Below are 26073 nucleotides of genomic sequence, written 5' to 3' on the forward strand. Positions count from 1 at the left end.
CCTCAGCCCTTGTCGCGCATCAGCCGGGCCTTGTCCCTCTGCCAGTCGCGATCGGCGGAGGCCTCGCGCTTGTCGTGCAGCTTCTTGCCCTTGGCCAGGGCGATCTCGAGCTTCGCCTTGCCGTCGTCGTTGAGATAGAGCCGCAGCGGGATGATCGTCTGGCCATCCTTCTGAACCGCCCCGATCAGCCGGTCGATCTGCTTGCGATGCAACAGCAGTTTCCGCGGCCGCCGCGGCTCGTGGTTGAACCGGTTGGCCTGGGCGTAGGGCGGGATGTCTGCGTTGATGAGCACGATCTCGCGACCCTCCACCGCCGCATAGCTTTCGGCGATATTGGCCCGGCCCATCCGCAGCGCCTTGATTTCGGTCCCCAGCAGCATGATCCCCGCCTCAAGATTGTCCTCGAGGAAATAGTCGAACCGCGCGCGGCGGTTCTCGGCGATCAGCTTGGCCTTGGTGATCGGGGCCTTTGTGGCGGCCGCGGCCTTTTCCTTCGTCGTGGCCATCAGAGACCCGCCGCCGCCATCGCCGCGTCGATGGCCGGCTTGACCGCGTCGCTGGTCGGCACGAGCGGCAGGCGCATCTCCTCGGTGCAAAGCCCCAGTCGCGCCAGGGCGTATTTCGTCGGCGAGGGCGAACTGTCGAGGAACAACGCCCTTGCCAGTCCGCTCAGCCGGTCCTGCCACGACAGGGCCAGTGCGCGATCTCCGGCCTGGATGGCGTTCCACAGGGCGACCATCCCCTCGGGCGCGACGTTCGACACCACGGAGATGATCCCGCCGCCGCCATGTGCCAGATAGCCGGGGAAGCTCGCGTCGTCGCCGGTGATCAAGGCGAAGGGTCCGCCGATATTGACCCGCATCCAGCTCGCCCGGCCCATGTCGCCGGTCGCGTCCTTGATGCCGACGATATTGGGATGCGCCGCCAGCGCCGCAACCGTCGAATCAGCCATGTCGACGCCCGTCCGGCTGGGCACGTTGTAGAGCAGCAGCGGCAGTTCGACCGCGTTCGCAATGGCCTCGAAATGGGCCTGCAGACCCGCCTGTGAGGGCTTGTTGTAATAGGGGGTGGCGATCAGGGCGGCGTCGGCGCCGACGGTCTTGGCATGCCGGGTATAACCTAGGGCCCTGTCGGTCGCGGTCGAGCCGCAGCCTGCGATGACACGCACCCGGCCCGCCGCGACACGAACGCACAGCTCGACGACCTGGCGATGCTCGTCGCCCGTCAGTGAGGCGCTCTCTCCGGTCGTGCCCATGGGGACGACGCCGTGAACCCCGGCCGCAATCTGACGTTCCAGCAGGGCCTCGAAGGCGGCTTCGTCCACGTTTCCGTCACGAAGTGGTGTGATCAGGGCGGTGATCACGCCCTTGAACAAGGGGGCGGTCATTGAAACAAGTCTACCTTGCGTGGGGATGGGCGACGGGCGCCTGAAACGAGACGCAAGAGGGTAGGTTGCCGGGCTCAAACTCGCAACCGGGATGAATGGGGATCGGACACTTCATGCTCGCGACCAGCCTCGCGGCCGCACTGGCCGTTCTCGCACCGATTCCGCAGACTGCCGACCTGAACCGTCAGCCGACTCCCTACGTCACGGGCCAGACGGGGCAGAGCGGCTATCAGGCGCGAATCCTCAACGACTCCGACACCACCTCCTTCCGCCAGGGTCTGGCCGCCGCCCGCGCCCGCGACGTGATCGGCACGCAGACCGCGATTTCGAGGATCGGCGACCCGACCGCCCGCAAACTGGTCGAATGGGCCCTTGTCGACACCGCCGCCCCTCAACTGTCCTACACAGAGCTGTCGAACGACGTTCAGTCGATGCGCGCCTGGCCCCGCGCCGAGGCCCGGATCGCGGCCGGCGAACAGGCGCTGGAACGCGCGGGAATGGGCGCCGACGCTGTCCTCGCCTTCTTCGCCTCCTCCCGCCCGACCACGATACAGGGCGCCATGGCCCTCGCCGAGGCTCTGGACCAGCGCGGCCGTTCCGGCGAGGCCCGCCTGCTGATCCAGGAATGGTGGCAGACCCAGTCTTTCGACGAAGCGACCCAGAGCCGAATCCTGACCCGCTGGGGCTCCGGCCTAACCCAGCGCGACCACGATGCCCGTCTCAACATGCTGCTGACCGGCCCGCATGGCCCCGCGACGCGCGCCATGCTCAATCTCGTCTCGCCGGAGCGCCGCGCGACCGCCAACGCGGCCATCACACTGCGCAGCGCCTATTCGGCCGACGGCGTCGTCGCCAACCTGTCGCCGTCCCAGGCCATGGACCCCGCCGTGGTGCTGGAGCGCGTCCGCATCCTGCGCGCCGCCAACCGGCAGTCGGAGGGCTTCGCCCTCCTCTCCGCCCTGCCCGCCGCGCCCCTGCACAGCGACGGCCAGACCGCCCTGTGGAACGAGCGTCGTAACTATTTCCTGGATGCGCTGGAGCGTCGCGAATGGCGCGCGGCCTATGACGCCATGGCCGGACACGGCTTCCCGGCGGGCGAGCGCAAGGTCGACGCCGAGTTCTTCGCCGGCTGGGTCGCCCTGACCAAGCTGGGCGATCCCGCCCGCGCCGCCGGTCATTTCGAGACCCTGCGCCAGTCATCCTCGACCCCCATCACCCAGGGCCGCGCCCTCTACTGGCTGGGCCGCGCGGCCGAGGCCCAGGGCGACCAGGCCCGGGCCCAGGCCTTCTACCAGGGCGGCGCGCGTCACATTCAGACCTTCTACGGCCAGTTGGCCGCCGAGAAGGCCGGGATCACCACCCTGACCCTGCCCGCCGAGCCGGTCCCGACCCGCAACGATGTCGCCGCATTCGAGGCCAACGAGGTCGTCCGCGCGGCCCGCATCCTGGGCGAGACCGGCGAAATGAGCCTGTATCGCGTCTTCGCCTACCACCTCGACGACACCCTGCCGGGCATCAATGACCTGGCGCTGTTGATGGATATGACGCGGGGCTACGGCGACGGCTTCGGCGCCATGATGGTCGGTCGCGCCGCGAGCCAGCGCGGCTTCCTGCTGCCCGAACGCCAGTACCCGATTCGCATCCCGCCCGAGGTCGCCGGCGCTGCTCCCTTGTCCTTCACCCTGGCCATCACCCGTCAGGAATCCAGCTTCGACCCCCGCGCCCGCTCCGGCGCCGACGCACGCGGCATGATGCAGTTCCTGCCCTCGACCGCCTCAGGCGTCGCGCGTCGCCTGGGCATGACCTATTCGGCCGAGCGGCTATGGGACCCGGACTACAACATGACCCTTGGCAGCTATCACCTCGGCGAGCTGATGAGTCAGTTCCGGGGCTCGATGCTGCTGACCACCGTCGGCTACAACGCCGGTCCGGCGCGGGGCCCCCAGTGGGTGGCCCGTTGCGGCGATCCGCGCGGCGGCGTCACGGGCGGCGGAGTCGATCCCGTCGACTTCATTGAGTGCGCGCCCTTCACCGAGACGCGCAACTACATGATGCGGGTGATGGAGAACATGGCGGTCTACAAGGCCCGCCTGAACGGCGGTTCGGCCCCGCTCACGACCTCCTCCGACATCGCGCGCGGCGCCGGAGGACCCCAGCCCTACCAGCCCTGAGTGGTCAGGGCTTCAGCAGCCCCATAAACAGGGCGTCGAGCATCGTCCGGGTCAGCAGATTGCGATCGACCCAGTCGAAATAGGGTTTGGTGATCATCAGCGAGACGACGCCGTGTGACCCGGCCCAAAGGGCCTGCGCCGTCGTCCGCGCATCGCCCCTGAGATGACCCTCGGCGCCCGCCTGTTCGACAATGGCCTCGAAGCCCCGGAACAGGTCGGCGCCCAGCATCTGGGCCGCGCTCTGGGCTCCGTCCCGCGCCTCGATCGGTCGGGTCAGATAGGTCAGACGATAGGCATTGGGGTTCTCGAAGCCGAAATCGATATAGGCCTCCATCAACCGGCGAAGGATCACTTCCGGAGATCCGCCCTCGGCCACAACAGCCGCGTTCGCGGCCTGCAGTCGCGCAAAGGCCAGCCGACAAATCTCGTGCAGTATCTCGCTCTTCTCGGAGAAGTGCATGTAGAGGGCCGTCGACGACAGACCGACCTCGTCGGCGATCCGGCGGATGGTCGCACCCTCGTACCCGACTTCGACGAAGATGCGCTCCGCCGCGGCCAGAATCTCCGCACGGCGGGCGTGTCCTTCGCCTTTCGGCTTGCGGGTCGAGCGGGACGAAGCGGTGGAGGACATTACAGTTTCGGCCGACACGCTGAGCTCCATGAAGGAGAACCGGCGCGCCAACGGGGCCCGCCTCGGCCTTGCATAGCCCCATTGCCACGACGGCGCCAACGGCTTGCCCGAAGCACAACCTTGGGATAGGTCATTAACCTTGGCGCGCATCGGGGGCGGCATGCATATCCTGACGAGCGGGTACCCCTATCGCGCGGATATGCGATCCTGCGGCCTCGGCCAGTCGATCGTCATCGCGATGGCAGTCGGTGTTCCGGGATGGGGTATCGCGACGAACGGGCCCGTCACCGCCACGGTTCTTATCCTGCTCGTTCAGATCATCTTCCTCGCTGCGGCCGCCTGGCGAGTCCTGCTGATTCTGGTGAGCCTTCGCCTCGACCCCGATCCGGAGCCGGCGACCGAACTCCCGCGCTACACCGTCCTCGCCGCCCTGCTGGACGAGGCGGAAATGCTGCCTCAGCTCGTCGGACGCCTCGACGCAATCGACTATCCCCGCAACCGGCTGGAAGGCTTCCTGCTTCTGGAGGCGCACGATAATTCGACCCTCGACGCCGCCGCCAAATGCAGACTCCCGGCCTGGCTGAAGGTGTTCGTCGTCCCGCCCGGCGGCCCGACAACCAAACCGGCGGCCCTCAACGCCGGCCTCGCGATCGCTTCCGGCGACCTCCTCACTGTCTACGACGCCGAGGATGACCCGGATCCGCAGCAGTTGCGCGAAGCCGCCGCCCGTTTCGCTGCAGATCCTGCGGGGCGCCTGGCCACACTCCAGGCTCCGCTGCGCATACGTCCGCCAGCCGGCTTCGAAAGATCGTTCCTTGGTCGACAGTTCGCAGTCGAGTACGCCGCGCTGTTCGAAGTCACCCTGCCGGCCATGGCACGGCTCGGATTTCCGTTTCCACTCGGCGGAACAAGCAATCACTTCAGCGTCCAGGCTCTGCGCGCTGTCGGCGGATGGGATGCCCACAATGTCACCGAGGACGCCGATCTGGGCTTCCGCCTGTGGCGCAGTGGCTACCGCCTCGGCACCCTCCGGCGTCCGACCTATGAGACACCGCCCTGTGACATGATCGACTGGCTCCCCCAGAGAACGCGCTGGCTCAAAGGCTTCATGCAGACCTGGGGCGTCCACACCCGGTCGCCGGCCGGGCTGGGCTGGCGCGGTTGCCTCTCGCTGACGATGACTCTTGGACTGTCGCTGCTGGCCGCCGTGGCCCACGCCCCGTCACTGGCCTGGCTCATCGCCACCGTGGCCATCTCGACGGCGGCGGGTCTGTCGCCGGAGGCCCCCCGGTTCGCCCTGGCGGTGCTTGTGGTCGGCATGGCCGCGGCCTGGCTGAATGGGAAGATAGGCGCGCGACGGGCCGGCGTGCCCTACACCGCCGCCGACATGATCGTCGCACCGGCATACTGGTCGCTGTTGACGCTCGCGTTCGGCCACGCGGTCTGGCGTCTGGTGGCCGAGCCGTTCGCCTGGGACAAGACGCGCCACCGCCGCGATCCGGCCATCGAGATCGCGGCCATAGCGGAGGACGAAGCTGGACGCGAGGCCGCCTGACGGCAGGATCTTGATCGGGTGAGGAGGAATCGCTTCGCGATTCCGCTGATGCCGTGAATCAAGGTCCAGCGTTATTCTGGAGCCTGATCCGACCGGAAAACCGCTTACACTTTTCCGGATCAGGCTCTAGAGGCCTTGCCGATGCCGCCCGTTCTGTCCTCCCTGCCCCAAACCCTCGTCACCCAAGGCTGGTCGGACTATGCCCTGCTGGACAGCGGCGAAGGTCGAAAGCTGGAGCGCTACGGTCGCTACACGGTCGTCCGCCCGGAACCCCAATGCTTCTGGAAGCCACGCGACCCCGGCGTCTTCGACCGCGCCAACGCCGTCTTCGACCCCCAGCAGGAGGAAGAGGACGCCGGACGCTGGCGTTTCGACGAACACGGCCCGATCGACGCCTTCCCGCTAGGCTGGCGCGACGTGCGCTTCATCGGCCGCTTCACCCCCTTCCGGCATCTGGCCTTCTTCCCTGAACAGGCCGCCAACTGGGAGTGGCTGGACGCACGCATCCGCACCTTGCAACGCCCCAGGGTTCTGAACCTTTTCGGCTACACCGGCGTCGCCTCGCTGGCTGCCGCCGCGGCCGGAGCCGAGGTGACCCACGTCGACGCCTCCAAGAAGTCGGTCGCGTGGGCCCGCGAGAACGCCGAACTCTCCGGCATGTCCGAAAAGCCGATCCGCTGGATCGTCGATGACGCGCGCAAATACGCGGCCCGCGAGGTCCGGCGCGGGGCGAAGTATCACGGCATCATCCTCGACCCGCCGAAATACGGACGCGGCCCGACGGGTGAGATCTGGCGCCTGTTCGAGGACATGCCCGGCCTCCTCGCCGACTGCGCCGCCCTGCTGGCCGACGACGCCGACTTCCTGCTGTTGAACGCCTATGCCGCGCGCATTTCCGGCCTGTCTCTGGCGCATCAGATGCGGGAAGCCACGGCGACGCGCGGCGGCCGTATCGACTGGGGCGAATTGGCCCTGTCGGAAGATGGTCCCGACGCCCGCGCCATCGGCCTCAGCTTCTTCGCCCGGTGGTCGGCGTCATGAGCGAAGACCGTCTGATCACCTCCCTGACCAACGACACGGTCAAGGCCGTGCGCGCCCTGCATATGCGCAAGGAGCGCGAGGCCACGGGCCTGTTCCTCGCCGAAGGCCTCAAGTTCATCGGCGAGGCCCTGGACCAGGGCCGCGCGCCCCGGACCTTGCTCGTCGGCATGGAGGCCCGCCCGCATCCCCTGCTCGACCGCGCCCGCGCCGAGACCGTGAAGGCCGGCGGCGAGATCGTCGTGGTCACCCATCCGATCCTCGAGAAGATCAGCCGCCGCGAAAACCCGCAGACGGTGCTCGGCGTCTTCGAACAGGCCTACACGCCCCTGACCGCCCTGAAGCCCGAGACCGCGCCCTGCTGGGTCGCCCTGGAACAGGTCCGCGATCCCGGGAACCTCGGCACCATCATCCGCACAGCCGACGCGGCCGGCTGCGGCGGCGTCATCCTCATCGGCGACTGCGTCGATCCCTTCTCGGTCGAGGCCGTCCGCGCCACTATGGGATCGGTCTTCGCCGTGGCCATTGCCCGCTGCACGCCGCAGGACTTCCTCGCCTGGCGTGAAACCTGGCCCGGCAGCGTGGTCGGCACCCGTCTGGACGCCACGATCGGCTATCGCGACGCGGCCTATGCCAGACCCAGCCTGATCCTGATGGGCAACGAACAGGCCGGCCTGACCGACGCCCTCGCCGCCGCCTGTGACGTCAACGTCAAGATCCCGATGCGCGGTCGGGCCGACAGCCTGAACCTCGCCATCGCCACCGGCGTCATGGTCTATGCGGTGACCGACTAGTCCTCGTCCTTCAGACGCGACATGCCGATCAGGGCCAGCACCGTGATCGCCGCCGTCGCCGCCAGGTAGAGCCCGACCGCCGGCACCCCATAGGTCTTGGCCAGTGACGTCGCCGCATAGGGCGCCACCGACGCTCCCGCGATCCCCGCCAGATTGAACGCCATCGACGCGCCGGTGTACCGGACCGCCGCCCGGAAGGGTCGCGCCATCGCGGCGCTGAGCGGACCATAGGTGGCGCCCATCAGCGCAAACCCCAGCGAGAAGAAGATCAACAGCCCTGTCAGCCCCCCCTTGAACAGGGGCGCGATCAGGAAGCCGAACAGGCCGATCCCCACCGAGGCGATGATCAGCACCCGAATCTGCCCGAACCGGTCGGCGGCGAGGGCCGAGATCGGGATGAAGGCCGCAAAGAAGATCACGCCGACCAGTTGCGTCGGCAGGATGTCGGCACGCGTGAACCCCAGGCTCGTCGTCGCCCAGCTCAGTGCGAAGACCGTCATCAGATAGAACAGCAGGAAGGTCGTCGTCGCGCCCAGCGTCCCCAGGATCAGCGCGCCCTTGTACTTCGCCAACAGGGTCAGGACCGGCGTCTTGACCCGCTCGGCCCGCTCGATGACCCGGCTGAACTCCGGAGTCTCGGTGATGCGGAGCCGAACCCACAGGCCGACGATGACCAGCACCGCACTGGCCAGGAAGGGCGTGCGCCAGCCCCAGCTCAGGAAGGCCTCCTCGCTCATCGTCGAGGTCAGGATGATGAAGGCCCCGGTCGACAGGATGAAGCCGATCGGCGCGCCCAGTTGGGGGAACATGCCGAACCAGGCCTTGCGTCCCGGCGGTGCGTTCTCGGTCGCCAGCAGCACCGCCCCGCCCCACTCGCCGCCCAGCCCCAGCCCCTGCCCGAAGCGGCAAACGGCCAGAAGCAGGGGCGCGACCACCCCGATCTGCGCATAGGTCGGCAACAGGCCGATGGCGATCGTCGACAGGCCCATGGTCATCAGGGCTGCGACCAGCGTCGCCTTACGTCCGATCCGGTCCCCGAAATGGCCGAAGATCACCGCGCCCACCGGTCGGGCGAAGAAGGCTAAAGCGAAGGTCGCGAACGACTGGAGTTGCGCCGTCAGCGGGTCGCCGCCGGGGAAGAACAGGGCCGGAAACACCAGCACGGCCGCCGTGGCGTAGATGTAGAAGTCGAAGAATTCGATCGTCGTGCCGATCAGGCTGGCGAACAGGACGCGGCGCGTCGAGGCCGGGCTGGGCGCGATCAGCAATGCAGGTTCGGTCAACGGCATTCCCCCAGGGTCGTCGGCCATCGTTGCGTCGGACACCCTCCGCCGGTCAAGCCTCAGGTCCCGCGCGGCTTCACCCGGTTGGTCGGCGGCGCTTCGGCCGGATTCTCGGGCCAGGGATGGCGCGGATAGCGGCCCCGCATCTCGGAGCGCACATCCTTCCACGACCCGCGCCAGAAGCCGGGCAGGTCCTTCGTCATCTGGATCGGCCGCCGCGCCGGCGACAGCAGGGCCAGCGTCAACGGCACACGCCCGCCGCCGACGGCCGGGTGGGTCGTCACCCCGAACAGCTCCTGCACGCGGATATCCACGCGCGGCCCGCCCTCGGCGCCGTAGTCGATGCTGGCCGACCCCAGGGGCGTCGTCAGCCGCGCCGGCGCCAGGTGATCCATCAGCCGCCGACGCTCCCACGGAACCAGCACCTCCAGCCCCTGCGCCAGCGCTTCGTCCCGGATTTGCGACAGGTCCTGCACGCCGTCCAGCAGCGACCACAGCCAGTCCGCGCGCTGCGCCAGCAAGGCGGCGTCCGAAACCTCAGGCCAGTCCGCATCCAGCCCGTACAGAAAGGCGAGCCGGGCCCGAACCGCGCTCGACCGCTCGCCCCACTTCAAGCCTTTCAGCCCGTCCGCCTCGACCTCGTCACGCAGCGCCTTCGTGATCGCCGCCCGGTCCGGAGCCCCGGTGATCTTCTCGTCGAAGACGATGGCTCCGACCCGCCGGATGCGCCGCATGACCATCCGTCCAGACGGCTCGCGCACCAGCCGGTCCTCGGTCGTCAGCCGCGCCTCCAGTGACCCCGGGTCCAGCGGCGCCGCCAGCCGGATGCGGTCCCGCGCCTCTCCCCCGCCCAGATCGCCGACCGCCAGCCAGCCCTCCCGCGCCAATGCGTCCGTCGCATCGAGAAACGCCCCTCGCCCGGACGCCAGCAGCACCTCGCCCGGCTTGCCCCGCGCCCTGGCCACCCGTTCAGGAAACGCCTCGGCCAGCAGGTCGCCCGGCTCGATATCGCCCCCGCCGGTCCCGCCGCCCGCCGCCTTCGCCCAGCGCTCCACCAGCCTGCGCGCATCCTGGGCCCGCGGCGACCGGTCCCGCTCGAACCCGCGCAGCCGGTCTCTCAGATCGACTTCGTTTCCGCCCAGCCCCGGCTCGCTCAACACCGCCGCGATCCGGGCGCCAAGCGACGCATTGCCCCGATCCGCCGCCACGGCCACCAGATGCGCCAGCCGGGGCGCCAGAGGCATCCGCGTCAGCCGCCGCCCGTGACCGCTCAGCCCGCCCGCCTCATCCAGCGCCCCCAGCCGTGTCAGCACCGCCCGCGCCTCCGCCAACGCCCCGGCCGGCGGCGCGTCCAGCAGCGCCAGACCCTCCGTCGTCCGGGCGCCCCACCGCGCCAGATCGAGCGCCAGTCCGGTCAGGTCGGCTTCAAGAATCTCCGGCCTCTGATGGGGAACCAGCCCTCGCGTCGATTCCTCGTCCCACAGCCTGTAACAGACCCCCGGCTCCGTCCGCCCCGCCCGGCCGCGTCGCTGTTCCGCCGAGGATCGGCTGACCCGGACCGTCGCAAGCCGCGTCAGTCCGCTGGACGGTTCAAATCGCGGCACCCGCGACAGGCCGCAGTCGACCACGACGCGCACGCCCTGGATGGTCAGGCTCGTCTCCGCCACCGAAGTCGCCAGCACGATCTTCCGCCGCCCCTCCGGCGAGGGTTCGATCGCCCGATCCTGCGTCTCCTTGTCCAGCGCGCCGTAGAGCGCGACGACATCGACCAACGGATCGCGCAGCCGTTCGTTGATCCTCTGCGCCGTCCGATGGATCTCTCCTTGTCCGGGCAGAAAGGCGAGGATCGACCCCGGCTGGTCGCCCAGCGCCGTCAGACAGGCCCTCGCCGTCGCATCCTCGATCCGCTCGACCGGGTTGCGACCCAGATAGATCGTCCCGACCGGAAACGCCCGCCCCTGCGCCTCGATCACCGGGGCTCCATCAAGGAGCCTTGATACTCCGGCGATATCCAGCGTGGCCGACATGACCACCAGCTTGAGGTCGTCGCGCAGCACCGACTGGCTGTCCCGCGCCAAAGCCAGCCCCAGGTCTGCGTCCAGGCTCCGTTCGTGAAACTCGTCGAACAGGACCGCTCCCACGCCGTCCAGACCTGGATCGTCCAGAATCATCCGCGTGAACACGCCCTCGGTAATCACTTCGATCCGCGTCTTCGGCCCGATGCGGCTCTGCAACCGGGTGCGATAGCCGACGGTGTCGCCGGCCTTCTCACCGAGCGTCTGCGCCATCCGCTCCGCCGCCGCCCGCGCCGCCAGCCGTCGCGGCTCCAGCAACAGAATCTTCCGGCCGCCCAGCCAGTCCGCCTCCAGCAGGGCCAAGGGCACGACCGTCGTCTTCCCCGCGCCCGGCGGCGCCGCCAGCACGACCACAGGATTCGCGGCGACCGCGACCTTCAGCTCTTCCAGCACGGAATGAATGGGCAGGATCATCCCGGCTGCACTAGCGCGGCGCCGTCCTGCGACCAAGGAATGGGCGCCCGAACCCCGCCTGTAGGGTCACGAAAGCGTTGCGGGGCCTTCATGGATCGGAAACCGCGTTGCACGTGCACGGATCCGTCGCTAGCGTCCCGCGCTGGAAGGCGGCCCGGGGAGGGTTCGCCGTGTTTTCGTATCGAGGGGGCGCGACGTATGTCCGCAGATGGCCTTAGGCCCAAGGGGAACCGACTGTTCCTCAGAAAATCCGTAGCGCAGATCCAGAAGGAAGCCGCCAAGAGCGAGCTCAAGCGCACGCTCGGCAAGTGGAACCTGATGAGTCTGGGCATCGGCGCCATCATCGGCGCAGGTATCTTCGTCCTGACCGGCCAGGTGGCTGCGGCCAACGCCGGGCCGGCCATCATGCTTTCCTTCATCGTCGCCGGCATCGCCTGTGGCCTGGCCGGCCTCTGCTACGCCGAACTGGCCTCGACGATGCCGGTCTCCGGCTCGGCCTACACCTATGCCTACGGCACCCTGGGTGAGGTCTTCGCCTGGATCATGGGCTGGCTGCTGGTTCTGGAATACGGTGTCGCCGCCTCGACAGTGGCGGTCGGCTGGTCCGGCTATGTCGTCTCGATCCTGACCGATTTCGGCATCAGCCAGCAGATCTTCCCGACCATCGCCTACGCCGGCGGCGAGGGCCCTCAGTGGGCGACGCCTCTGGTGCAACTGGTCCAGGAAGCGGGCGCGACGTCCTTCCCCCTGACCGGCACCTTCAACCTGGTCGCCGCCATCGGCATCGCCGCCGTCTGCGGCCTGCTCGTGCTGGGCGTTTCGGAATCGGCCAGCATCAACAACGTGATCGTGGTCATCAAGATCATCGTCCTGCTGACCTTCATTGCGGTCGGCATCGGCTATGTGAACCCCGACAACTGGGTGCCTTTCATCCCTGAACCCACCGGGGTCGCCGGCCAGTTCGGCGTCGGCGGCATCTTCCGGGGCGCTGCGATCATCTTCTTCGCCTACGTCGGCTTCGAAGCGGTCTCGACCGCCGCGGCCGAGGCCAAGAACCCCTCCAAGGATGTGCCCTTCGGCATCCTGGGCGCCCTGTTCGTCTGCACCCTGATCTATATGGCCGTCGCCGCCGTCATGACCGGCGTGGTTCCGTACCTGGAGCTGGCCAGCCCGGCGCCCGTCGCCGTCGCCATCGACCGCATGAGCCTGGACTGGGCCAACACCCCGATCATTCTGGCCAGCGGAGAGCCGCTCAACATCATCAGCTTCATGATCAAGATCGGCGCCATCACCGGCCTGTCCTCGGTCATGCTGGTGCTCTGCTACGGCCAGACGCGGATCTTCTACACGATGGCCCGCGACGGCCTGCTGCCGCGCGCCTTCGCCGTGATCCATCCGAAGTACCGTACCCCCTGGATCGGCACGATCCTGCTGGGCGTCCTGATCGCCATCGCGGCGGCCTTCCTGCCCATCTCCATCCTCGGCGACCTGGTCTCGCTGGGTACGGCCACGGCCTTCTCGATCGTCTGCCTGAGCGTGATCTTCCTGCGCATCAAGCACCCGGACATGCCGCGTCCGTTCAAGGTCCCGGGCGGCATCTTCACCGCCGTCCTGGGCATCCTGGCCTGCCTGTTCCTGGCCAGCCAGAACCTGATCCCGATGTTCCAGCACGCGGCGGAGGACAACCCCCTCCCGCTGATGCTGCTGGGCGGCTACGCCGCCGTCGGCGCGGTCATCTACGCCGCCTACGGCTTCTGGAACTCCAAGCTGGCCAAGGGCATCGACATCACCGAGGAGACCACCATGTCCTCCCCGGCCGAGGCGATGGGCTCCGGCGTCGACAACCAGAAGGACTGATCCCGCCTCACAGCGGAATCGAGAAAGGCCCGGGAGCAATCCCGGGCCTTTTGTCTTTGGTCGGAGCACAAAGCCCGCGCTCAAGCAGCCAGGCTCCGCGAGCCAGCGATAGCGCGCAAAATGCGCTCAAGCAGTGAGCCACCGCGCGGCGAGCGTTAGCTCCGAAAAAGATGGTGCGGATGAGAGGACTCGAACCTCCACATCTTGCGATGCCAGAACCTAAATCTGGTGCGTCTACCAGTTTCGCCACATCCGCGTGGCGGCGTGTCTAGGACCTGACGGAGCCTGCGACAACCGTCATGTCAGTTCAGTCTGGGCTAACTGATCCGCCATCCCCTAGGACAGCCGCCGCTCGATCCGGCCGGGCGCGAACGACTGCCCGGCGAGATCGACCCATGACGCCCGGAACCATCGCTGTCCTGTCGCTCAGCATGTCCACGGACGCCTTCGCCGCAGCCGTGGGGCGCGGCGCCTCGCATCGCCCGACGTGGCGCTCGGCGGTCAAGGCCGGGGCGGTATTCGGCATCATCGAAGCCATCACCCCCCTGATTGGCTGGAGCCTCGGCCTGTTGGCCGCAGGCTTCGTCGAGAGGGTCGACCACTGGATCGCGTTCGTCCTGCTCGCCGTCGTTGGCGGCAAGATGATTTGGGAGGCGTCCAGACCCGCCAGCGAAGGCGCGGCGCGGCCCCCCCGCTCCGGCCCCTGGGCCCTGATCGCCACAGCCGTGGGCACCAGTATCGATGCGGCGGCGGTCGGAGTTGGCCTGGCCTTCCTGGGAGCGAACATCTGGATCATCGCCCTCAGCGTCGGCCTGACGACCTTCGCCCTGACCACGGTCGGCATGCTGATCGGGCGAGCCGTCGGGGTTCGCTTCGGCAAGATCGCCGAACTGGTGGGCGGCCTCGCCCTGATCGCCCTCGGCACGACGATCCTGCTCGAGCACCTCGGGTTTCTGGCCGTCTGAGGCCCGACCGAAAGGTCGCATTAACCTTGATCGTCGAGGGTCTGCCTGAGTTCCTGCAGGTCCCCGATTCGATGAACGCCGCCGAACGTCCGATCATCATCAAGAAGGTCAAGAAGGTGGTCGGCGGCGGCCACCACGGTGGCGCGTGGAAGGTCGCCTACGCCGACTTCGTGACCGCGATGATGGCCTTTTTCCTCTTGATGTGGCTGATCAACACGACCGACCCGGAACAGAAGCGCGGCATCGCCGAATATTTCGCTCCAGCCAGCGTCAGCCAGACCACTTCCGGCTCCGGCGGCATCCTGGGCGGCACCTCCCTGGGCGAGGACGGCTCCAAGAGCGCCGGCTCCATGTCGGTGCTGGAACAGCAGGCTCCCGAGGCCCCCATGGACGCCCCCGAGGAGGCCGGCTCCAGCGCCAACCTCGCCGCCGCCTCGGAAGAGGAACTGCGCGAGGAGATCGCCGCCCGCGAGGCCGCCGAGTTCCGCTCCGCCGCCGAGTCCCTGCGCCAGGCCATGCAGCGCATGCCCGAACTGGCCGAACTGTCGAAACAGCTGATCATCGACCAGACGCCCGAAGGCCTGCGCATCCAGCTGGTCGATCAGGAAGGCCGCTCGATGTTCGAACAGAACTCGGCCCGCCCCAACGCCCGCGCCCAGGTCCTGCTGCGCGCCATCGCCGGGGTCGTGAACCAGCTGCCGAACCGTGTCTCGATCTCCGGCCACACCTCTGCGGTCGCCGGGTCGGGACGCGCTTCCACCCCGTCCGACTGGCCCCTCTCTGCCGGCCGCGCCGACGCCTCGCGCCAGATTCTCCAGGCTGCGGGCGTCGACGCCGACCGGGTCTATTCGGTCGCCGGCAAGGCCGGGTCCGATCCTCTGTATCCGGACGATCCGTCGCTGGCCGGCAACCGCCGCATCGCCATCGTCCTGCTGCGCGAGGCGCCGGTCCTGCCGACGGACACCAGCCTGTGACCGCCGCGCCGTTCGGTTACGGCGCGAACTGTCTTGCAGCGCAGCACGGATTGGCGGCAAATCGTCCGATGCAAGCGGCCCTGCCCTACGCCGGACGAAATCGGATGCGGACCTGACGCCGTGACCCAGCATGTCCCGACACGCCAGCTTCGCTTCTTCATGACGGCGGTCGCGCCCTGCCCCTACCTGCCCGGCATGACCGAGCGGAAGGTGTTCGCCAACCTGCCCTTCTCCGACGGCGCCCATGTCAACGACGAGCTGACCCACGCCGGCTTCCGCCGCAGCCAGAACATCGCCTATCGCCCCGCCTGCGAGGGCTGCGACGCCTGCGTCTCCGTCCGCCTGCCTGCGCCGGACTTCGTCTTCTCGCGCGGCCAGCGCAAGGTGCTCGCCCGCAACGACGACCTGTCGCGTGACCTCGTCGAGGCCGAGGCGACACAGGAGCAGTTCGCCCTTCTGAAACGCTACCTTGCCCATCGCCACCCGGGCGGCGGCATGACCGATATGAACTGGCCCGACTATATCGCCATGGTCGAGGACACGGCGGTCCGCACCCACCTGATCGAATACCGCCTGCCCTCGACCGACGAAGGCCCGGGCGATCTGGTCGCCGTGACCCTGGCCGACCTGCTCTCCGACGGCCTGTCGATGGTCTACAGCTTCTTCGACCCGGAGATGGTCAAGCGCTCGCTGGGCGTCTTCGCCATCCTGGATCACGTGAGACAGGCCCAAGCCGTTCGCCTGCCCTTCGTCTACCTCGGCTACTGGGTCGAGGGCTCCACCAAGATGGACTACAAGGCCAGATTCCGGCCGATGGAAGTCCTCAAACCCCTCGGCTGGATGCGGATCGACTAGGCCTTCCGCAGTCTGACCGGACTTCCGGCCGCACGCACGATCACGCCCCTGGCCTCCAGATCCAGTTGCACGCATTTGGCCCACCAGCCCGCCGTGGCTCCTCCCGGGAACAGGTCCTCCGGGAGTTTCGGCGTCAGGGCCGCCTTGATCTCCGCCGGCGTCATGCCCGGCGCCTCACGCGTAAGCACCGCGAGATAGGCGTCGCGCGTCGCCTCGTACTTGTCCGCATCGACCGACTGGATATGGCCGGGGCTGACGATGTTCTGAACCTCGATCCTGCGCCTGGCCACGGACAATCCTCTCAGTTGTAGGGAACGGCGGTCGAAGCCGTCTGCGGCACGGCCGTATCCACCAGGTCCGGGTCCCACGCTCCCGGATCCCGCCCGCCGCCGAACTTCACCAGGGCCGCGATCCGTTTGTCGATTGACGGGTGCGTCGCGAACAGGGCGTCGGTGAAACCCGCGCGCTCATTGTCCAGGAACATGCCTTGCACGTCGTCCGGCGCCTCGAGCTTCGACCGCCCCGAGACCTTCCTCAGCGCCGAGATCATCGAGTCCGGGTTCTTGGTCAGCTCGACCGCGCCTGCGTCCGCCACATATTCCCGCGTCCGCGACAGCATCAGCCGGATGACGATGGCGAAGACGTAGCCGATCGCGGCGATCGCAAACCCGATCAGGATCAACGGCAGGGCGTTCTTGTTGTCCTTGCCGCCGCGCAGATAGAACAGCCCGCGGAACACCAGCTGGCAGATCACGCTGATGATCCCGGCGAAGATCGAGGCGATGATCATCGTCCGCACGTCCTTGTTGATGACGTGGGTCAGTTCGTGGGCCAGCACCGCCTCCATCTCCTCTCGGTCCAGGGCGTCGATCAGCCCCCGGGTAACGGTGACGCTGTAGTGGCCCTCGCGGATGCCCGAGGCGAAAGCGTTCAGACTGGCCGACTCGATGATCCGCAATGTCGGCGTGTGCAGGCCGCGGGAGATCGCCAGGTTCTCCAGCAGGTTATAGAGCTCGGGCGCGTCCTGACGCTCGACCCTGCGAGCCCCGGTCATGGCGTCGACCATCGCCTGGTTGCCAAACCAGGCGATGGCGAACCAGATCAGGGCGACGACGACCGCCAGCGGGATCGTCCCCGCCAGCATCCCGACCGCATATCTGACATCATCACTGAGCGTCCCGCCTGAGTTGGGCAGGAAGCCGAACCCCATCAGCACCAGTTCCAGCCCGAACAGAACGAGCGTCAGCATGACCGGAAACCCGATCAGCAGCAGGGTCGAGCGGGTATTGTTCGCCCAGATGTGGGTCTGGAGACCGACAGCGGCCATGTGGACCTAGAACTTCACCGACGGCGGTGCGGCGGTCATCGCGGCGCGATCCGCAGCGTCCACGGCGAAGAAGGGCTTCTCGGTTCCAAAGCCGAACATCCCGGCGAACAGGACGGTCGGGAACTGGGCGCGGACCGCGTTGAACTCGGCCACGGCATTGTTGAAGAAGCGGCGCGCAGCGGCCAGCTTGTTCTCGATGTCGCTGAGCTCGCGCTGCAGTTCGAGGAAGTTGGTGTTGGCCTTCAGGTCAGGATAGGCCTCGGCCACGGCGAACAGCTTGCCCAGGGCGCCGGTCAGCATGTTGTCGGCGGTCACCTTGTCGTCGACGGTCGTGGCCCCGGCGGCGGCGGCCCGCGCCTGGGTCACGGCGTTCAGCGTTTCCTGCTCATGGGTCGCGTAGCCCTTCACGGTCTCGACTAGGTTCGGGATCAGGTCGTTCCGCTGCTTCAGCTGAACGTCGATGTCGGCGAACGACTGGTCCGCCTTCTGGTCCAGGGCGACCAGCCGGTTGTAGGCCCCCATGACCACGAAGATCAGGATGACGACGATAACGCCGATGACGATGAGTGTGATCATGATGGGTCCCCTGCGATGACCATGATTATCGCGCGAAGGGCGAACGCCGGATAGTGAAATCGGAGGAGGCGCGTCGTTCAGGCGCTGTGGAATTGTTCTTGCTTTGTTCCCTCCCGGGTCATAACCTCACTTCATGTCTCCCGCTCACCTGTCGAAGAAAGGACGAGGCGCCCGCACCAACGCTTCCGGCCGGTTCGAACCCGTCGTGCACGAGGGCTTCGACGACGGCTGGACGGCGGATGACGAGACGCCGGCGCCGCTCCGAACGAGCCTGACGCCTGAACACGCCCGCACGATCATCACAAAGAACACCAGTCCCGACGTCGGTTTCGACCGCTCGATCAACCCCTACAAAGGCTGCGAACATGGCTGCATCTACTGCTACGCCCGTCCATCCCATGCCTGGATGGGCCTATCCCCGGGCCTGGATTTCGAGAGCCGGCTCTTCTTCAAGCCCGAAGGGCCGCGTCTCCTGGAACAGGAGCTCGCCGCGCGGAAATATGTCTGCAAGCGCATCCACATAGGCGGCAACACGGACCCCTACCAGCCGGTCGAGCGGACGCAGAAGATCACGCGCGGTCTGTTGGAAGTCTTGCAGAGATTCAGTCAGCCCTTCTCCATCATCACCAAATCGAACCTGATCACCCGCGATGTGGATATTCTGGGCCCGATGGGCCGCGACGGTCTGGCCAGCGCCTTCGTCTCGATCACGACGCTGGACCGCGATCTCGCCCGCACGATGGAGCCCCGCGCCGCGACGCCCGCGCGCCGTCTCGACGCAGTGAAACGGCTGGCCGACGCCGGCGTCCCCGTCGGCGTCGGCTTTGCACCCGTCATCCCGGGCCTCAACGACCACGAGCTCGAATCGGTGCTGGAGGCGGCGGCAAAGGCGGGGGCGACCACGGCCATGTATGTGACCCTGCGCCTGCCGCTCGAGATCAAGACCCTCTTCGCCGAATGGCTGGCCGACGCCCGCCCCGATCGCGCCGCCCGCGTCATGTCCCTGGTGCGCCAGACACGCGGCGGCAAGGACTACGACGCCGACTGGTCCCAGCGGATGAAGGGCACGGGCCCCGTCGCCGACCTGATCTCGGCCCGCTTCAAGGCGGCGGTGAAACGCTACGGCCTCGACGGACCGAGGCATGAGCTCGACGTGACGAAGTTCAGGGTGCCGGCGGATGCGCGGGCGCAGCTGGAGCTGTTCGACTGACTTTCGGCATCCTCCGGCAAGCCGCCGCTTGGCGGCGCAGACCGGGGGACGCAGCGGCACGCGAAAGCGTGACCCGAAGGGCGGCGCGTAGCAGCCAACCTGTCGCGGACACGGTTATCTGACCATCGCGCCTGAACAGATCGCCTTCGGCGCCGCTGGGTCCCCCGGTCTTCGCTTCGCTACGCCGGAGGATGACGAAAAACGATCATCCGCACCCGACGAGTCCACACCATGTTCGAAATCGCAGTGAAGACTTCGCCGCAAGACGCCGTAATAATACAACTTCCTGAAATTGCACTCTGTGGACTCGGTTTTTTGGAGTCCAATCCCGGATGGACCCGACTCACCCGCATCGCCACCCTGACCCGATGCGCGAATCCCGCCCCGTCCAGACCTGAGCCCATGCCCGGCTTCTACGAGTTCTTCGCCGGAGGCGGCATGGTCCGCGCCGGGCTCGGCTCCGGATGGGACTGCCTGTTCGCCAATGACTTCGACGCCCGCAAGGGCCTGACCTATCAGGCCAATTGGGGCACGGGGGGCGAACTGACCGTCGGCGACATCCGCGCCCTCGACGCCGCCGCCCTGCCCGGCCGACCTGACCTCGTCTGGGGCAGCTTCCCCTGTCAGGACCTCTCCCTCGCCGGCCACGGCGCCGGCCTTGCCGGAGAACGCTCCGGCACCTTCTACGCCTTCTGGGATCTCATCCGCGGTCTCGCCTCGGAAGGCCGGGGCCCCCGCCTCGTCGCCGTCGAGAACGTCTGCGGCGCCCTGACCTCCCGCAATGGCGCGGACTTCGAGGCCATGTGCCGGACCTTCGCCGAGGCCGGCTACCGCTTCGGCGCCCTGGTCATCAACGCCGACCGGTTCGTGCCCCAGTCCCGCCCTCGCCTCTTCGTCGTCGGCATCCACGCCGAGCCCCCCATAGCCCCCGACCTGACGGCGCCCGGCCCCATGGCCCCCTTCCACACCCCGGCCGTGGTCCGCGCCGTCGACCGCCTGCCCGAGGACCTGCGCGCCTCCGCCCTGTGGTGGAACCTGCCCTCTCCCGAACGCCGTGTCTCCACCTTCACCGACGTGATCGAGGACCGGCCCGACAGCGTCGCCTGGCACACCCCGGCCGAGACCGACCGCCTCCTGTCGCTCATGTCCCCGGTCAACCGCGCCAAGGTCCAGGCCGCGCAGCGCGCAGGCCGCCGGATGGTCGGCGGTGTCTACCGCCGCACCCGCACCGACGCCTCGGGCCAGAAGGCCCAGCGCGCCGAGGTCCGTTTCGACGACATCGCCGGCTGCCTGCGCACGCCTTCGGGCGGCTCCAGCCGTCAGACCATCCTCGTCATCGACGGGCCCCGCATCCGCTCCCGCCTGATCTCGGCCCGCGAGACCGCCCGGCTGATGGGCCTGCCGGACTCCTACGTCCTGCCGCGCACCTATTCGGACGCCTACCACCTGACCGGCGACGGCGTCGTCGTCCCGGTCGCCCGCCACCTGGCCCGGTATCTGTTCGAGCCGCTTGTCGGATCGTCAGCGGTCGCCAGCAAGGCTGCCTAGCGCCGGAACACGCCCACCAGCTCGACGTGGGCCGACCACATGAACTGGTCCACCGGCGTCACCGTCTCAAGCCGGAACCCGGCGTCGATCAGCACCCGGGCGTCCCGTGCGAAGGTCTGCGGGTTGCACGACACCCCGACCACGACCGAGGCCTTGGTGTCCTTGATCTGGGCGGTCTGGTCGATGGCCCCGGCCCGGGGCGGATCGAACACGATCGCCTCCACGCCCTTGAGGTCGTAGGGCGACAGCGGCCGCCGGAACAGGTCGCGCGCCTCCGCCGTGATCTGTTTCATCCCCTTGGCCGAGCCGATGCCCTGCTTCAGCGCCGCGATCCCTGCCGCCGATGCGTCCGCCGCGATCACACTGGCCACGGTCGCCAGGGGGAAGGTGAAGGTCCCGGCTCCGCAGAACAGGTCCGCCACCTTCTTCGCCCCCTTCACCGCCGCCACGGCCCGCTGGACCATGGCCTGCTCCGCCTCCGGCACGGCCTGCAGGAAGCCGCCCGCCGGCAGGGGCACGATCGCCGGCCCGAACTGGACCCGCGGCTGACGCGCCATCATCAGGGTCTCGCCGGCCATGCTGAGCCGCGCCACATCCGCCTCCCGCGCCGCCCGGATCGCCTGCATCTGCCGGTCCGCCGACAGGCCGCCGGACTTCCGCTCGATCCCGGTTACGTCGATGTCCAGCCCGTCCAGCGTCCAGGTCACATGCAGGGTCGGCGCCGACTTGGGATGTTCCAGAAAGGCCGCCGCGACCTTCGCCAGCGCCGGGAACGACGCCACCAGCCGGGGATCGGCCACCGGACAGGCCGAGACCTCGACCAGCCGCCAGGACTTGCGAGCCTTGAACCCTAGGACGACCCGCCCGTCCTCCAGCCGGCGCGCGTGCAGGGCCAGCCGCCGCCGCGTCCCCGGCGGCACCGCCACCGTCGCCTCCACCTCTGTCTCGATCCGCTCGCGCCCCAGGGTCGACACGACCAGATCCCTCTTCCAGTCCAGATAGGGTCCGGCCGCCCAGTGCTGCAGCGAACACCCGCCGCAGTCGCCATAGTGGGGCGAGACCGGCGCGATCCGGTCGGGGCTGGCCTCAAGGATCTCGGGCGCCTCCATCCGTCCATCGACGACTTCGCCGCGCACGGTCTCGCCCGGCAAGGTCAGGGGCGCGAACACCGGCCCGGCGGGCGTCTCGGCCACGCCGTCTCCCTGCCCGGCCACCCGGGCGATCTTCAGCGTCATGGTCATCGGCGGCTTCTAGGCGGTCCGACAGAATTCCGAAACCTGAACGAAGATGAACGCTCCGCTCAAAACGCATTCAGGTTGGCAGGCCCATACATCGACCCAACAAGACGCCGGACCTTCCCGGCGCCGAACCGGGGTTCTCTCAATGACCGCCTTCGTGAAGTCCGCCGCTGTCGCCGCCGCCCTCGCCGCCGCCGCGACCCTCGTGCCCGCCGCCGCCTCGGCCCAGTCCTACGGATATGGCTCCGGCTACAACCATAACCAGGGCTACAGCCAGTCCTACGGCTACAATGACCGCTATCAGGACCGTTGCCAGACCTTGGGTCAGGGTCGGACCGGCGCGGGCGCCCTGATCGGAGGCGGTATCGGCGCCGTCGCCGGCTCGCAGATCTCGGGGCGCGGCAACCGCACCGAGGGTTCGATCATCGGCGGCGTGCTCGGCGCCATCGTCGGCGCCCAGGTCGGCCGTTCCTCGAACGACCAGTGCCGCTCGAACAACGGCTACTCACGCTCCTACTCGCAGGCCCCGACCTACTACAGCTCGAATGACCGCTACGACGACCGCGCCTATTCGTCGAACCGGTACGACGACCGCGGTTATCGCGACGACTACCGCCGCAACGACCGTCGGGACGACCGCCACTACGAGGATGGCTACGAGGTCAGCCCTGATGGCCACTACTATTTCGATCCCCGCCGCGGCTGGCTGCCGCGCTGATCAAAGGGTTCGCGGCGTCGATATTTTTCAGCCCCCCTGTCGATCGACGTCGTGACGGGCCGCCGGTGGAGCAATCCACCGGCGGTTTCTTCTTGTCCGAAGGGTCGCCAACGCTCGGCTCGCGGAGCCGCGCTGCTTGAGCGACGGCTAGCTGGTCCGACGTGCCCAGAGCAGGAATTCGATGTTGCCGTCGCCACCCGTGATCGGGCTTTCGGCGGTCGCCTGAACGGTCCAGCCAACGGTCGCCAGCCAGTCGGAGACGCGACGGACGGCGTCCAGATGAGCCTGCGGATCCTTGACCACCCCCTTCTTGCCGGAGTCCTTGGGGCCCTCGCCCTCGAACTGCGGTTTGACCAGGGCGATGAGATCGGCGTCGTCCGCCGCCAGAGCCAGAGCGGCGGGCAGGACCTTGGCAAGGCCGATGAAGCTGGCGTCGCAGACGATCAGGCCTGGCGTTTCCGGGATCAGGGCCTCGTCGAGCGTCCGGGCGTCGGTCTTCTCCAGGTTCACCACCCGGCGATCGGCGGACACCTTCGGATGCATCTGCCCCTGGCCGACATCGACCGCGAAGACCTTCGCCGCGCCTCGCGCCAGACAGACCTCGGTGAAGCCGCCGGTCGATGCGCCGATGTCCAGCACCACCCGGCCCTCGACCGTCACCGGCCACAGGCTCAGCGCGTGATCCAGCTTCAACGCCGCGCGGCCGACCCAGCCATGGGCCTCCACGACGGTCACTACGGCGTCCTCGCTGACGCCTTGCGACGCAGCGCGGGCCGGCTGGCCATCTACGGTGACGCCGCCGGCCTCGATCGCGGCCCTGGCCCGTGACCGGCTTTCGACCAGACCGCGCGAAACCATCAGGTGGTCCAGTCGGGTCCGGGGTCCAAAGTCAGCCAATGTCGGCCAACCGGGCCAGAGCGGCCTCCAGACGCGTCTTGCCGGCCTCGGCCTCGGCCAGCTTGGCCCGCTGCTCGTCGATCACCGCAGGGGCCGCGCGCTCGACGAAGTTGGGGTTGCCCAACTTCTTCATCACATGCCCCACGTCGCTCTCGAAGGCGGCGATCTCCTTGGTCAGACGCGCGCGTTCGGCCTTCAGGTCGATGATCCCGGCCAGCGACAGGGCCGCTCCCGATCCGCCGGACACGAAGGTCACGGCCCCGGCCGGAGCCGCATCCGCAGACGCCACATCCGACACCCGGGCGAGCGTCAGGATCAGGTCGCGATGCCGCGTCGCCTTGTCCGAGGTCGCCGCATCCGGCGCGACGAAGGTCAGCGGCGGCTTGGCCCCCGGTGGCACGTTCATCTCGGCGCGCAGGCCGCGCACCTCCCCGACCAGATCGACCAGCCAGCCGATCTCGGCCTCGGCCTCGGCATCGATGAAGGCGTCCGGCAGCACGGGCCAGGCCGCGCTGATCAGGGTCGCCTCGTCGCGCGACGCCCCCTCCTTGCCGAGTTCGGCCCACAGCTCCTCGGTGATGAAGGGCATGACCGGGTGCAGCAGCTTCAGGGTCTGGTCGAGCGTCCAGGCGGTCATGGCCCGCGTCTCGGCCTTGGCGGCCTCGTCGGCCCCCTGGAACACCGGCTTGGCCAGCTCCAGATACCAGTCACAGAAGACGTTCCAGACGAACCTGTAGAGGGCCGAGGCCGCATCGTCGAAACGACCGCCCTCGATCGCGTCCGACACCGCGCGCTCGGTCCTGGTCAGCTCGCCGCGAACCCAGCGATTGATCGTCTGCTCGACGGTCGCGGGGTCGAAGCCCTCCACCCGCCGCGCCTCGTTCATCTCGGAGAAGCGAGCGGCGTTCCACAGCTTGGTGCCGAAGTTGCGATAGCCCTCGATCCGCTGCTTCGACAGTTTGATGTCGCGGGTGCCCGACAGGATGGCCATGGTGAACCGCAGGGGGTCGGCACCCAGTTCATCGATGATGGTCAGGGGATCGATGACGTTGCCCTTGGACTTGCTCATCTTCTGGCCCTTCTCGTCGCGGACGAGGCCATTGATGATGACCCGTTTGAACGGGACCTCGTCAATGAAGTGCAGGCCCATCATCATCATCCGGGCGACCCAGAAGAAGATGATGTCGGCCGCCGTAACCAGGTCGCTGGTCGGGTAGAACCGCTCCAGATCCTCGGTCTTCTCCGGCCAGCCCATGGTCGAGAAGGGCCACAGGGCCGAGGAGAACCAGGTGTCGAGGACGTCCTCGTCCTGGGTCAGGGCCTTGCCGCCCGACTGGGCGACGGCCTCGGCCTCGGTCTCGGCGACATAGATGCTTCCATCGGCGTCGTACCAGGCCGGGATCCGGTGGCCCCACCAGAGCTGGCGCGAGATGCACCAGGGCTCGATGTTGCGCAGCCATTCGAAATAGATCTTCTCGTAGGATTTCGGCTCGAACACCGTGTCGCCCTGCTCGACGGCTTTCAGCGCCGGCTGGGCCAGGGTGTGGGCGTCGACGTACCACTGATCCGTCAGCCAAGGCTCGATGACGACGCCGGAGCGGTCGCCGTGCGGCACCACGTGGCGCGTCTTCTCGATCTCGCGCAGCCAGCCGGCCTCTTCCGCCAGGGCCACGATCGCCTTGCGGGCCGCGAACCGGTCCATGCCGTCGTATTCGGCCGGGATGTCAGGGGTGTCGGCCGTGGTGATGCGGGCGAAGGCGTCCAGCACGTTGAGGGCGGCGAGCCCGGCCCGCTTGCCGACCTGGAAGTCGTTGAAGTCGTGGGCCGGGGTGATCTTGACCGCGCCCGAGCCCTTGGTCGGATCGGCATAATCGTCGGCGACGATCGGGATGCGCCGGCCGGTGATCGGCAGGATCACCGACTTGCCCACCAGACCCTTGTAGCGCTCGTCATCCGGATGCACGGCCACGCCGGTATCGCCCAGCATGGTCTCCGGCCGCGTTGTGGCCACGACGATGAAGTCGCGCGTCTCCCACTCCGTCGCCTTGCCCTCGTCATCGAAAGCGATCGGGTGTTCGTAGGTGACCCCGTCGGCCAGCGGATAGGCGAAATGCCAGTAGGCGCCCTCGACCTCGCGCTGCTCGACCTCCAGGTCCGAGATGGCCGTCTGGAACTGCGGGTCCCAGTTCACCAGACGCTTGTCGCGATAGATCAGCCCCTGCTGGTGCAGCTGGACGAAGACCTTGCGGACCGCGGCGTTCAGCCCATCGTCGAGGGTGAACCGCTCACGGCTCCAGTCGCAGGACGCCCCCAGGCGGCGCAGCTGCTGGACGATGGTCCCGCCGGACTCGGCCTTCCATTCCCAGATCTTCTCGACGAAGGCCTCGCGGCCCATTTCGCGACGACCGATATTGCCCGCGGCCGCCAACTGGCGCTCCACGACCATCTGGGTTGCGATGCCCGCATGGTCCGTGCCGGGCAGCCACAGCACCGCCTTGCCCTGCATCCGGTGATAACGGGCCAGGATGTCCTGCAGGGTGTTGTTCAGCGCGTGGCCGAT

At 68.0% G+C, this 26073-nt stretch carries 22 protein-coding genes and 1 tRNA gene; 11 read left to right on the forward strand and 12 right to left on the reverse strand.

Annotation, left to right across the window (positions count from 1 at the left end):
- Positions 1–2 precede the first annotated feature (2 nt).
- Together smpB and dapA are read right to left on the reverse strand one after the other, a co-directional pair.
- The gene (smpB, locus tag RMO01_RS12485; protein WP_309629379.1) at positions 3–506 is read right to left on the reverse strand and encodes an SsrA-binding protein SmpB; all 504 of its coding nucleotides are present in this window, start codon (positions 504–506) and stop codon (positions 3–5) included.
- Positions 506–1387 carry a 4-hydroxy-tetrahydrodipicolinate synthase gene (dapA, locus tag RMO01_RS12490; protein WP_309629380.1) on the reverse strand — a complete coding sequence of 294 codons (882 nt, stop codon included), beginning with the start codon at positions 1385–1387 and terminating at the stop codon, positions 506–508. The genes smpB and dapA overlap by 1 nt, the downstream gene beginning before the upstream one ends.
- A gap of 113 nt (positions 1388–1500) precedes the next feature.
- Between dapA and RMO01_RS12495 the strand changes: the two genes are divergently transcribed.
- Positions 1501–3558 carry a lytic transglycosylase domain-containing protein gene (locus tag RMO01_RS12495; RefSeq protein WP_309629381.1) on the forward strand — a complete coding sequence of 686 codons (2058 nt, stop codon included), beginning with the start codon at positions 1501–1503 and terminating at the stop codon, positions 3556–3558.
- 4 nt (positions 3559–3562) lie between these two features.
- Here RMO01_RS12495 and RMO01_RS12500 read toward each other — a convergent pair whose 3' ends face one another.
- A complete protein-coding gene (locus tag RMO01_RS12500; RefSeq protein WP_309629382.1) occupies positions 3563–4189 on the reverse strand; it encodes a TetR/AcrR family transcriptional regulator in 627 nt (208 codons plus the stop codon).
- 139 nt (positions 4190–4328) lie between these two features.
- Here RMO01_RS12500 and RMO01_RS12505 point away from each other — a divergent pair, with 139 nt between their 5' ends.
- From RMO01_RS12505 to RMO01_RS12515, 3 genes are all read left to right on the forward strand, one after another.
- Positions 4329–5744: a glycosyltransferase family 2 protein gene (locus RMO01_RS12505; RefSeq protein WP_309629383.1), complete on the forward strand. Its 1416-nt coding sequence runs from the start codon at positions 4329–4331 to the stop codon at positions 5742–5744.
- A 141-nt stretch (positions 5745–5885) separates the two neighbouring features.
- Positions 5886–6785 (forward strand): class I SAM-dependent methyltransferase, encoded by a 900-nt coding sequence (locus RMO01_RS12510; protein ID WP_309629384.1) that lies wholly within the window; start codon positions 5886–5888, stop codon positions 6783–6785.
- Positions 6782–7576 (forward strand): RNA methyltransferase, encoded by a 795-nt coding sequence (locus RMO01_RS12515; RefSeq protein ID WP_309629385.1) that lies wholly within the window; start codon positions 6782–6784, stop codon positions 7574–7576. Before RMO01_RS12510 ends, RMO01_RS12515 begins: the two co-directional genes overlap by 4 nt.
- Here RMO01_RS12515 and RMO01_RS12520 read toward each other — a convergent pair.
- Together RMO01_RS12520 and hrpB are read right to left on the reverse strand one after the other, a co-directional pair.
- Positions 7573–8865 carry an MFS transporter gene (locus RMO01_RS12520; RefSeq protein ID WP_409013078.1) on the reverse strand — a complete coding sequence of 431 codons (1293 nt, stop codon included), beginning with the start codon at positions 8863–8865 and terminating at the stop codon, positions 7573–7575. The two genes, RMO01_RS12515 and RMO01_RS12520, sit on opposite strands and share 4 nt — an antisense overlap.
- Before the next feature lie 53 nt (positions 8866–8918).
- Complete coding sequence (hrpB, locus tag RMO01_RS12525; RefSeq protein ID WP_309629387.1) at positions 8919–11348, reverse strand: ATP-dependent helicase HrpB; 2430 nt, start codon at positions 11346–11348, stop codon at positions 8919–8921.
- 198 nt (positions 11349–11546) lie between these two features.
- Here hrpB and RMO01_RS12530 point away from each other — a divergent pair, with 198 nt between their 5' ends.
- Positions 11547–13205, forward strand: a complete 1659-nt coding sequence (locus RMO01_RS12530) for an amino acid permease (RefSeq protein WP_309629388.1) — start codon at positions 11547–11549, stop codon at positions 13203–13205.
- Between the two features lie 171 nt (positions 13206–13376).
- Here RMO01_RS12530 and RMO01_RS12535 read toward each other — a convergent pair.
- Positions 13377–13461, reverse strand: a tRNA-Leu gene (locus RMO01_RS12535).
- Positions 13462–13600: 139 nt separating this feature from the next.
- On the opposite strand from RMO01_RS12535, the gene RMO01_RS12540 reads away from it, so the two are divergent.
- The 3 genes from RMO01_RS12540 (at position 13601) to RMO01_RS12550 (ending at position 15999) form a co-directional block, all read left to right on the forward strand.
- The gene (locus RMO01_RS12540) at positions 13601–14170 is read left to right on the forward strand and encodes a manganese efflux pump MntP family protein (RefSeq protein ID WP_309629389.1); all 570 of its coding nucleotides are present in this window, start codon (positions 13601–13603) and stop codon (positions 14168–14170) included.
- Between the two features lie 71 nt (positions 14171–14241).
- On the forward strand, positions 14242–15144 hold the full coding sequence (locus RMO01_RS12545) for a flagellar motor protein MotB (RefSeq protein ID WP_309629405.1): 903 nt from the start codon (positions 14242–14244) through the stop codon (positions 15142–15144).
- 120 nt (positions 15145–15264) lie between these two features.
- Positions 15265–15999 (forward strand): arginyltransferase, encoded by a 735-nt coding sequence (locus tag RMO01_RS12550; protein ID WP_309629390.1) that lies wholly within the window; start codon positions 15265–15267, stop codon positions 15997–15999.
- Here RMO01_RS12550 and RMO01_RS12555 read toward each other — a convergent pair.
- The 3 genes from RMO01_RS12555 to RMO01_RS12565 are packed head-to-tail and all read right to left on the reverse strand — an operon-like array spanning position 15996 to position 17902.
- Complete coding sequence (locus RMO01_RS12555) at positions 15996–16289, reverse strand: DUF6958 family protein (protein ID WP_309629391.1); 294 nt, start codon at positions 16287–16289, stop codon at positions 15996–15998. The two genes, RMO01_RS12550 and RMO01_RS12555, sit on opposite strands and share 4 nt — an antisense overlap.
- An 11-nt stretch (positions 16290–16300) precedes the next feature.
- Positions 16301–17326, reverse strand: coding sequence for a M48 family metallopeptidase (locus RMO01_RS12560; protein ID WP_309629392.1), 1026 nt, complete (start codon positions 17324–17326; stop codon positions 16301–16303).
- A 6-nt stretch (positions 17327–17332) separates the two neighbouring features.
- Positions 17333–17902 carry a LemA family protein gene (locus RMO01_RS12565; RefSeq protein ID WP_309629393.1) on the reverse strand — a complete coding sequence of 190 codons (570 nt, stop codon included), beginning with the start codon at positions 17900–17902 and terminating at the stop codon, positions 17333–17335.
- A 133-nt stretch (positions 17903–18035) separates the two neighbouring features.
- On the opposite strand from RMO01_RS12565, the gene RMO01_RS12570 reads away from it, so the two are divergent.
- Positions 18036–19112 (forward strand): PA0069 family radical SAM protein, encoded by a 1077-nt coding sequence (locus RMO01_RS12570; protein ID WP_309629394.1) that lies wholly within the window; start codon positions 18036–18038, stop codon positions 19110–19112.
- Between the two features lie 402 nt (positions 19113–19514).
- Positions 19515–20660, forward strand: a complete 1146-nt coding sequence (locus RMO01_RS12575) for a DNA cytosine methyltransferase (RefSeq protein ID WP_309629395.1) — start codon at positions 19515–19517, stop codon at positions 20658–20660.
- Here RMO01_RS12575 and RMO01_RS12580 read toward each other — a convergent pair.
- On the reverse strand, positions 20657–21895 hold the full coding sequence (locus RMO01_RS12580) for an RNA methyltransferase (protein WP_309629406.1): 1239 nt from the start codon (positions 21893–21895) through the stop codon (positions 20657–20659). The genes RMO01_RS12575 and RMO01_RS12580 overlap by 4 nt on opposite strands.
- 148 nt (positions 21896–22043) lie before the next feature.
- On the opposite strand from RMO01_RS12580, the gene RMO01_RS12585 reads away from it, so the two are divergent.
- The gene (locus RMO01_RS12585) at positions 22044–22616 is read left to right on the forward strand and encodes a glycine zipper 2TM domain-containing protein (protein ID WP_309629396.1); all 573 of its coding nucleotides are present in this window, start codon (positions 22044–22046) and stop codon (positions 22614–22616) included.
- 147 nt (positions 22617–22763) lie between these two features.
- Here RMO01_RS12585 and RMO01_RS12590 read toward each other — a convergent pair whose 3' ends face one another.
- Both RMO01_RS12590 and RMO01_RS12595 read right to left on the reverse strand, forming a co-directional pair.
- A complete protein-coding gene (locus RMO01_RS12590; RefSeq protein WP_309629397.1) occupies positions 22764–23513 on the reverse strand; it encodes a TlyA family RNA methyltransferase in 750 nt (249 codons plus the stop codon).
- A partial coding sequence (locus tag RMO01_RS12595) for a valine--tRNA ligase (protein ID WP_309629398.1) occupies positions 23506–26073 on the reverse strand: 2568 nt, incomplete at its 5' end. The genes RMO01_RS12590 and RMO01_RS12595, both read right to left, overlap by 8 nt.

The sequence above is a fragment of the Brevundimonas sp. genome (genome assembly GCF_031412435.1).
In the GTDB taxonomy this organism is placed as follows: Bacteria; Pseudomonadota; Alphaproteobacteria; order Caulobacterales; family Caulobacteraceae; genus Brevundimonas.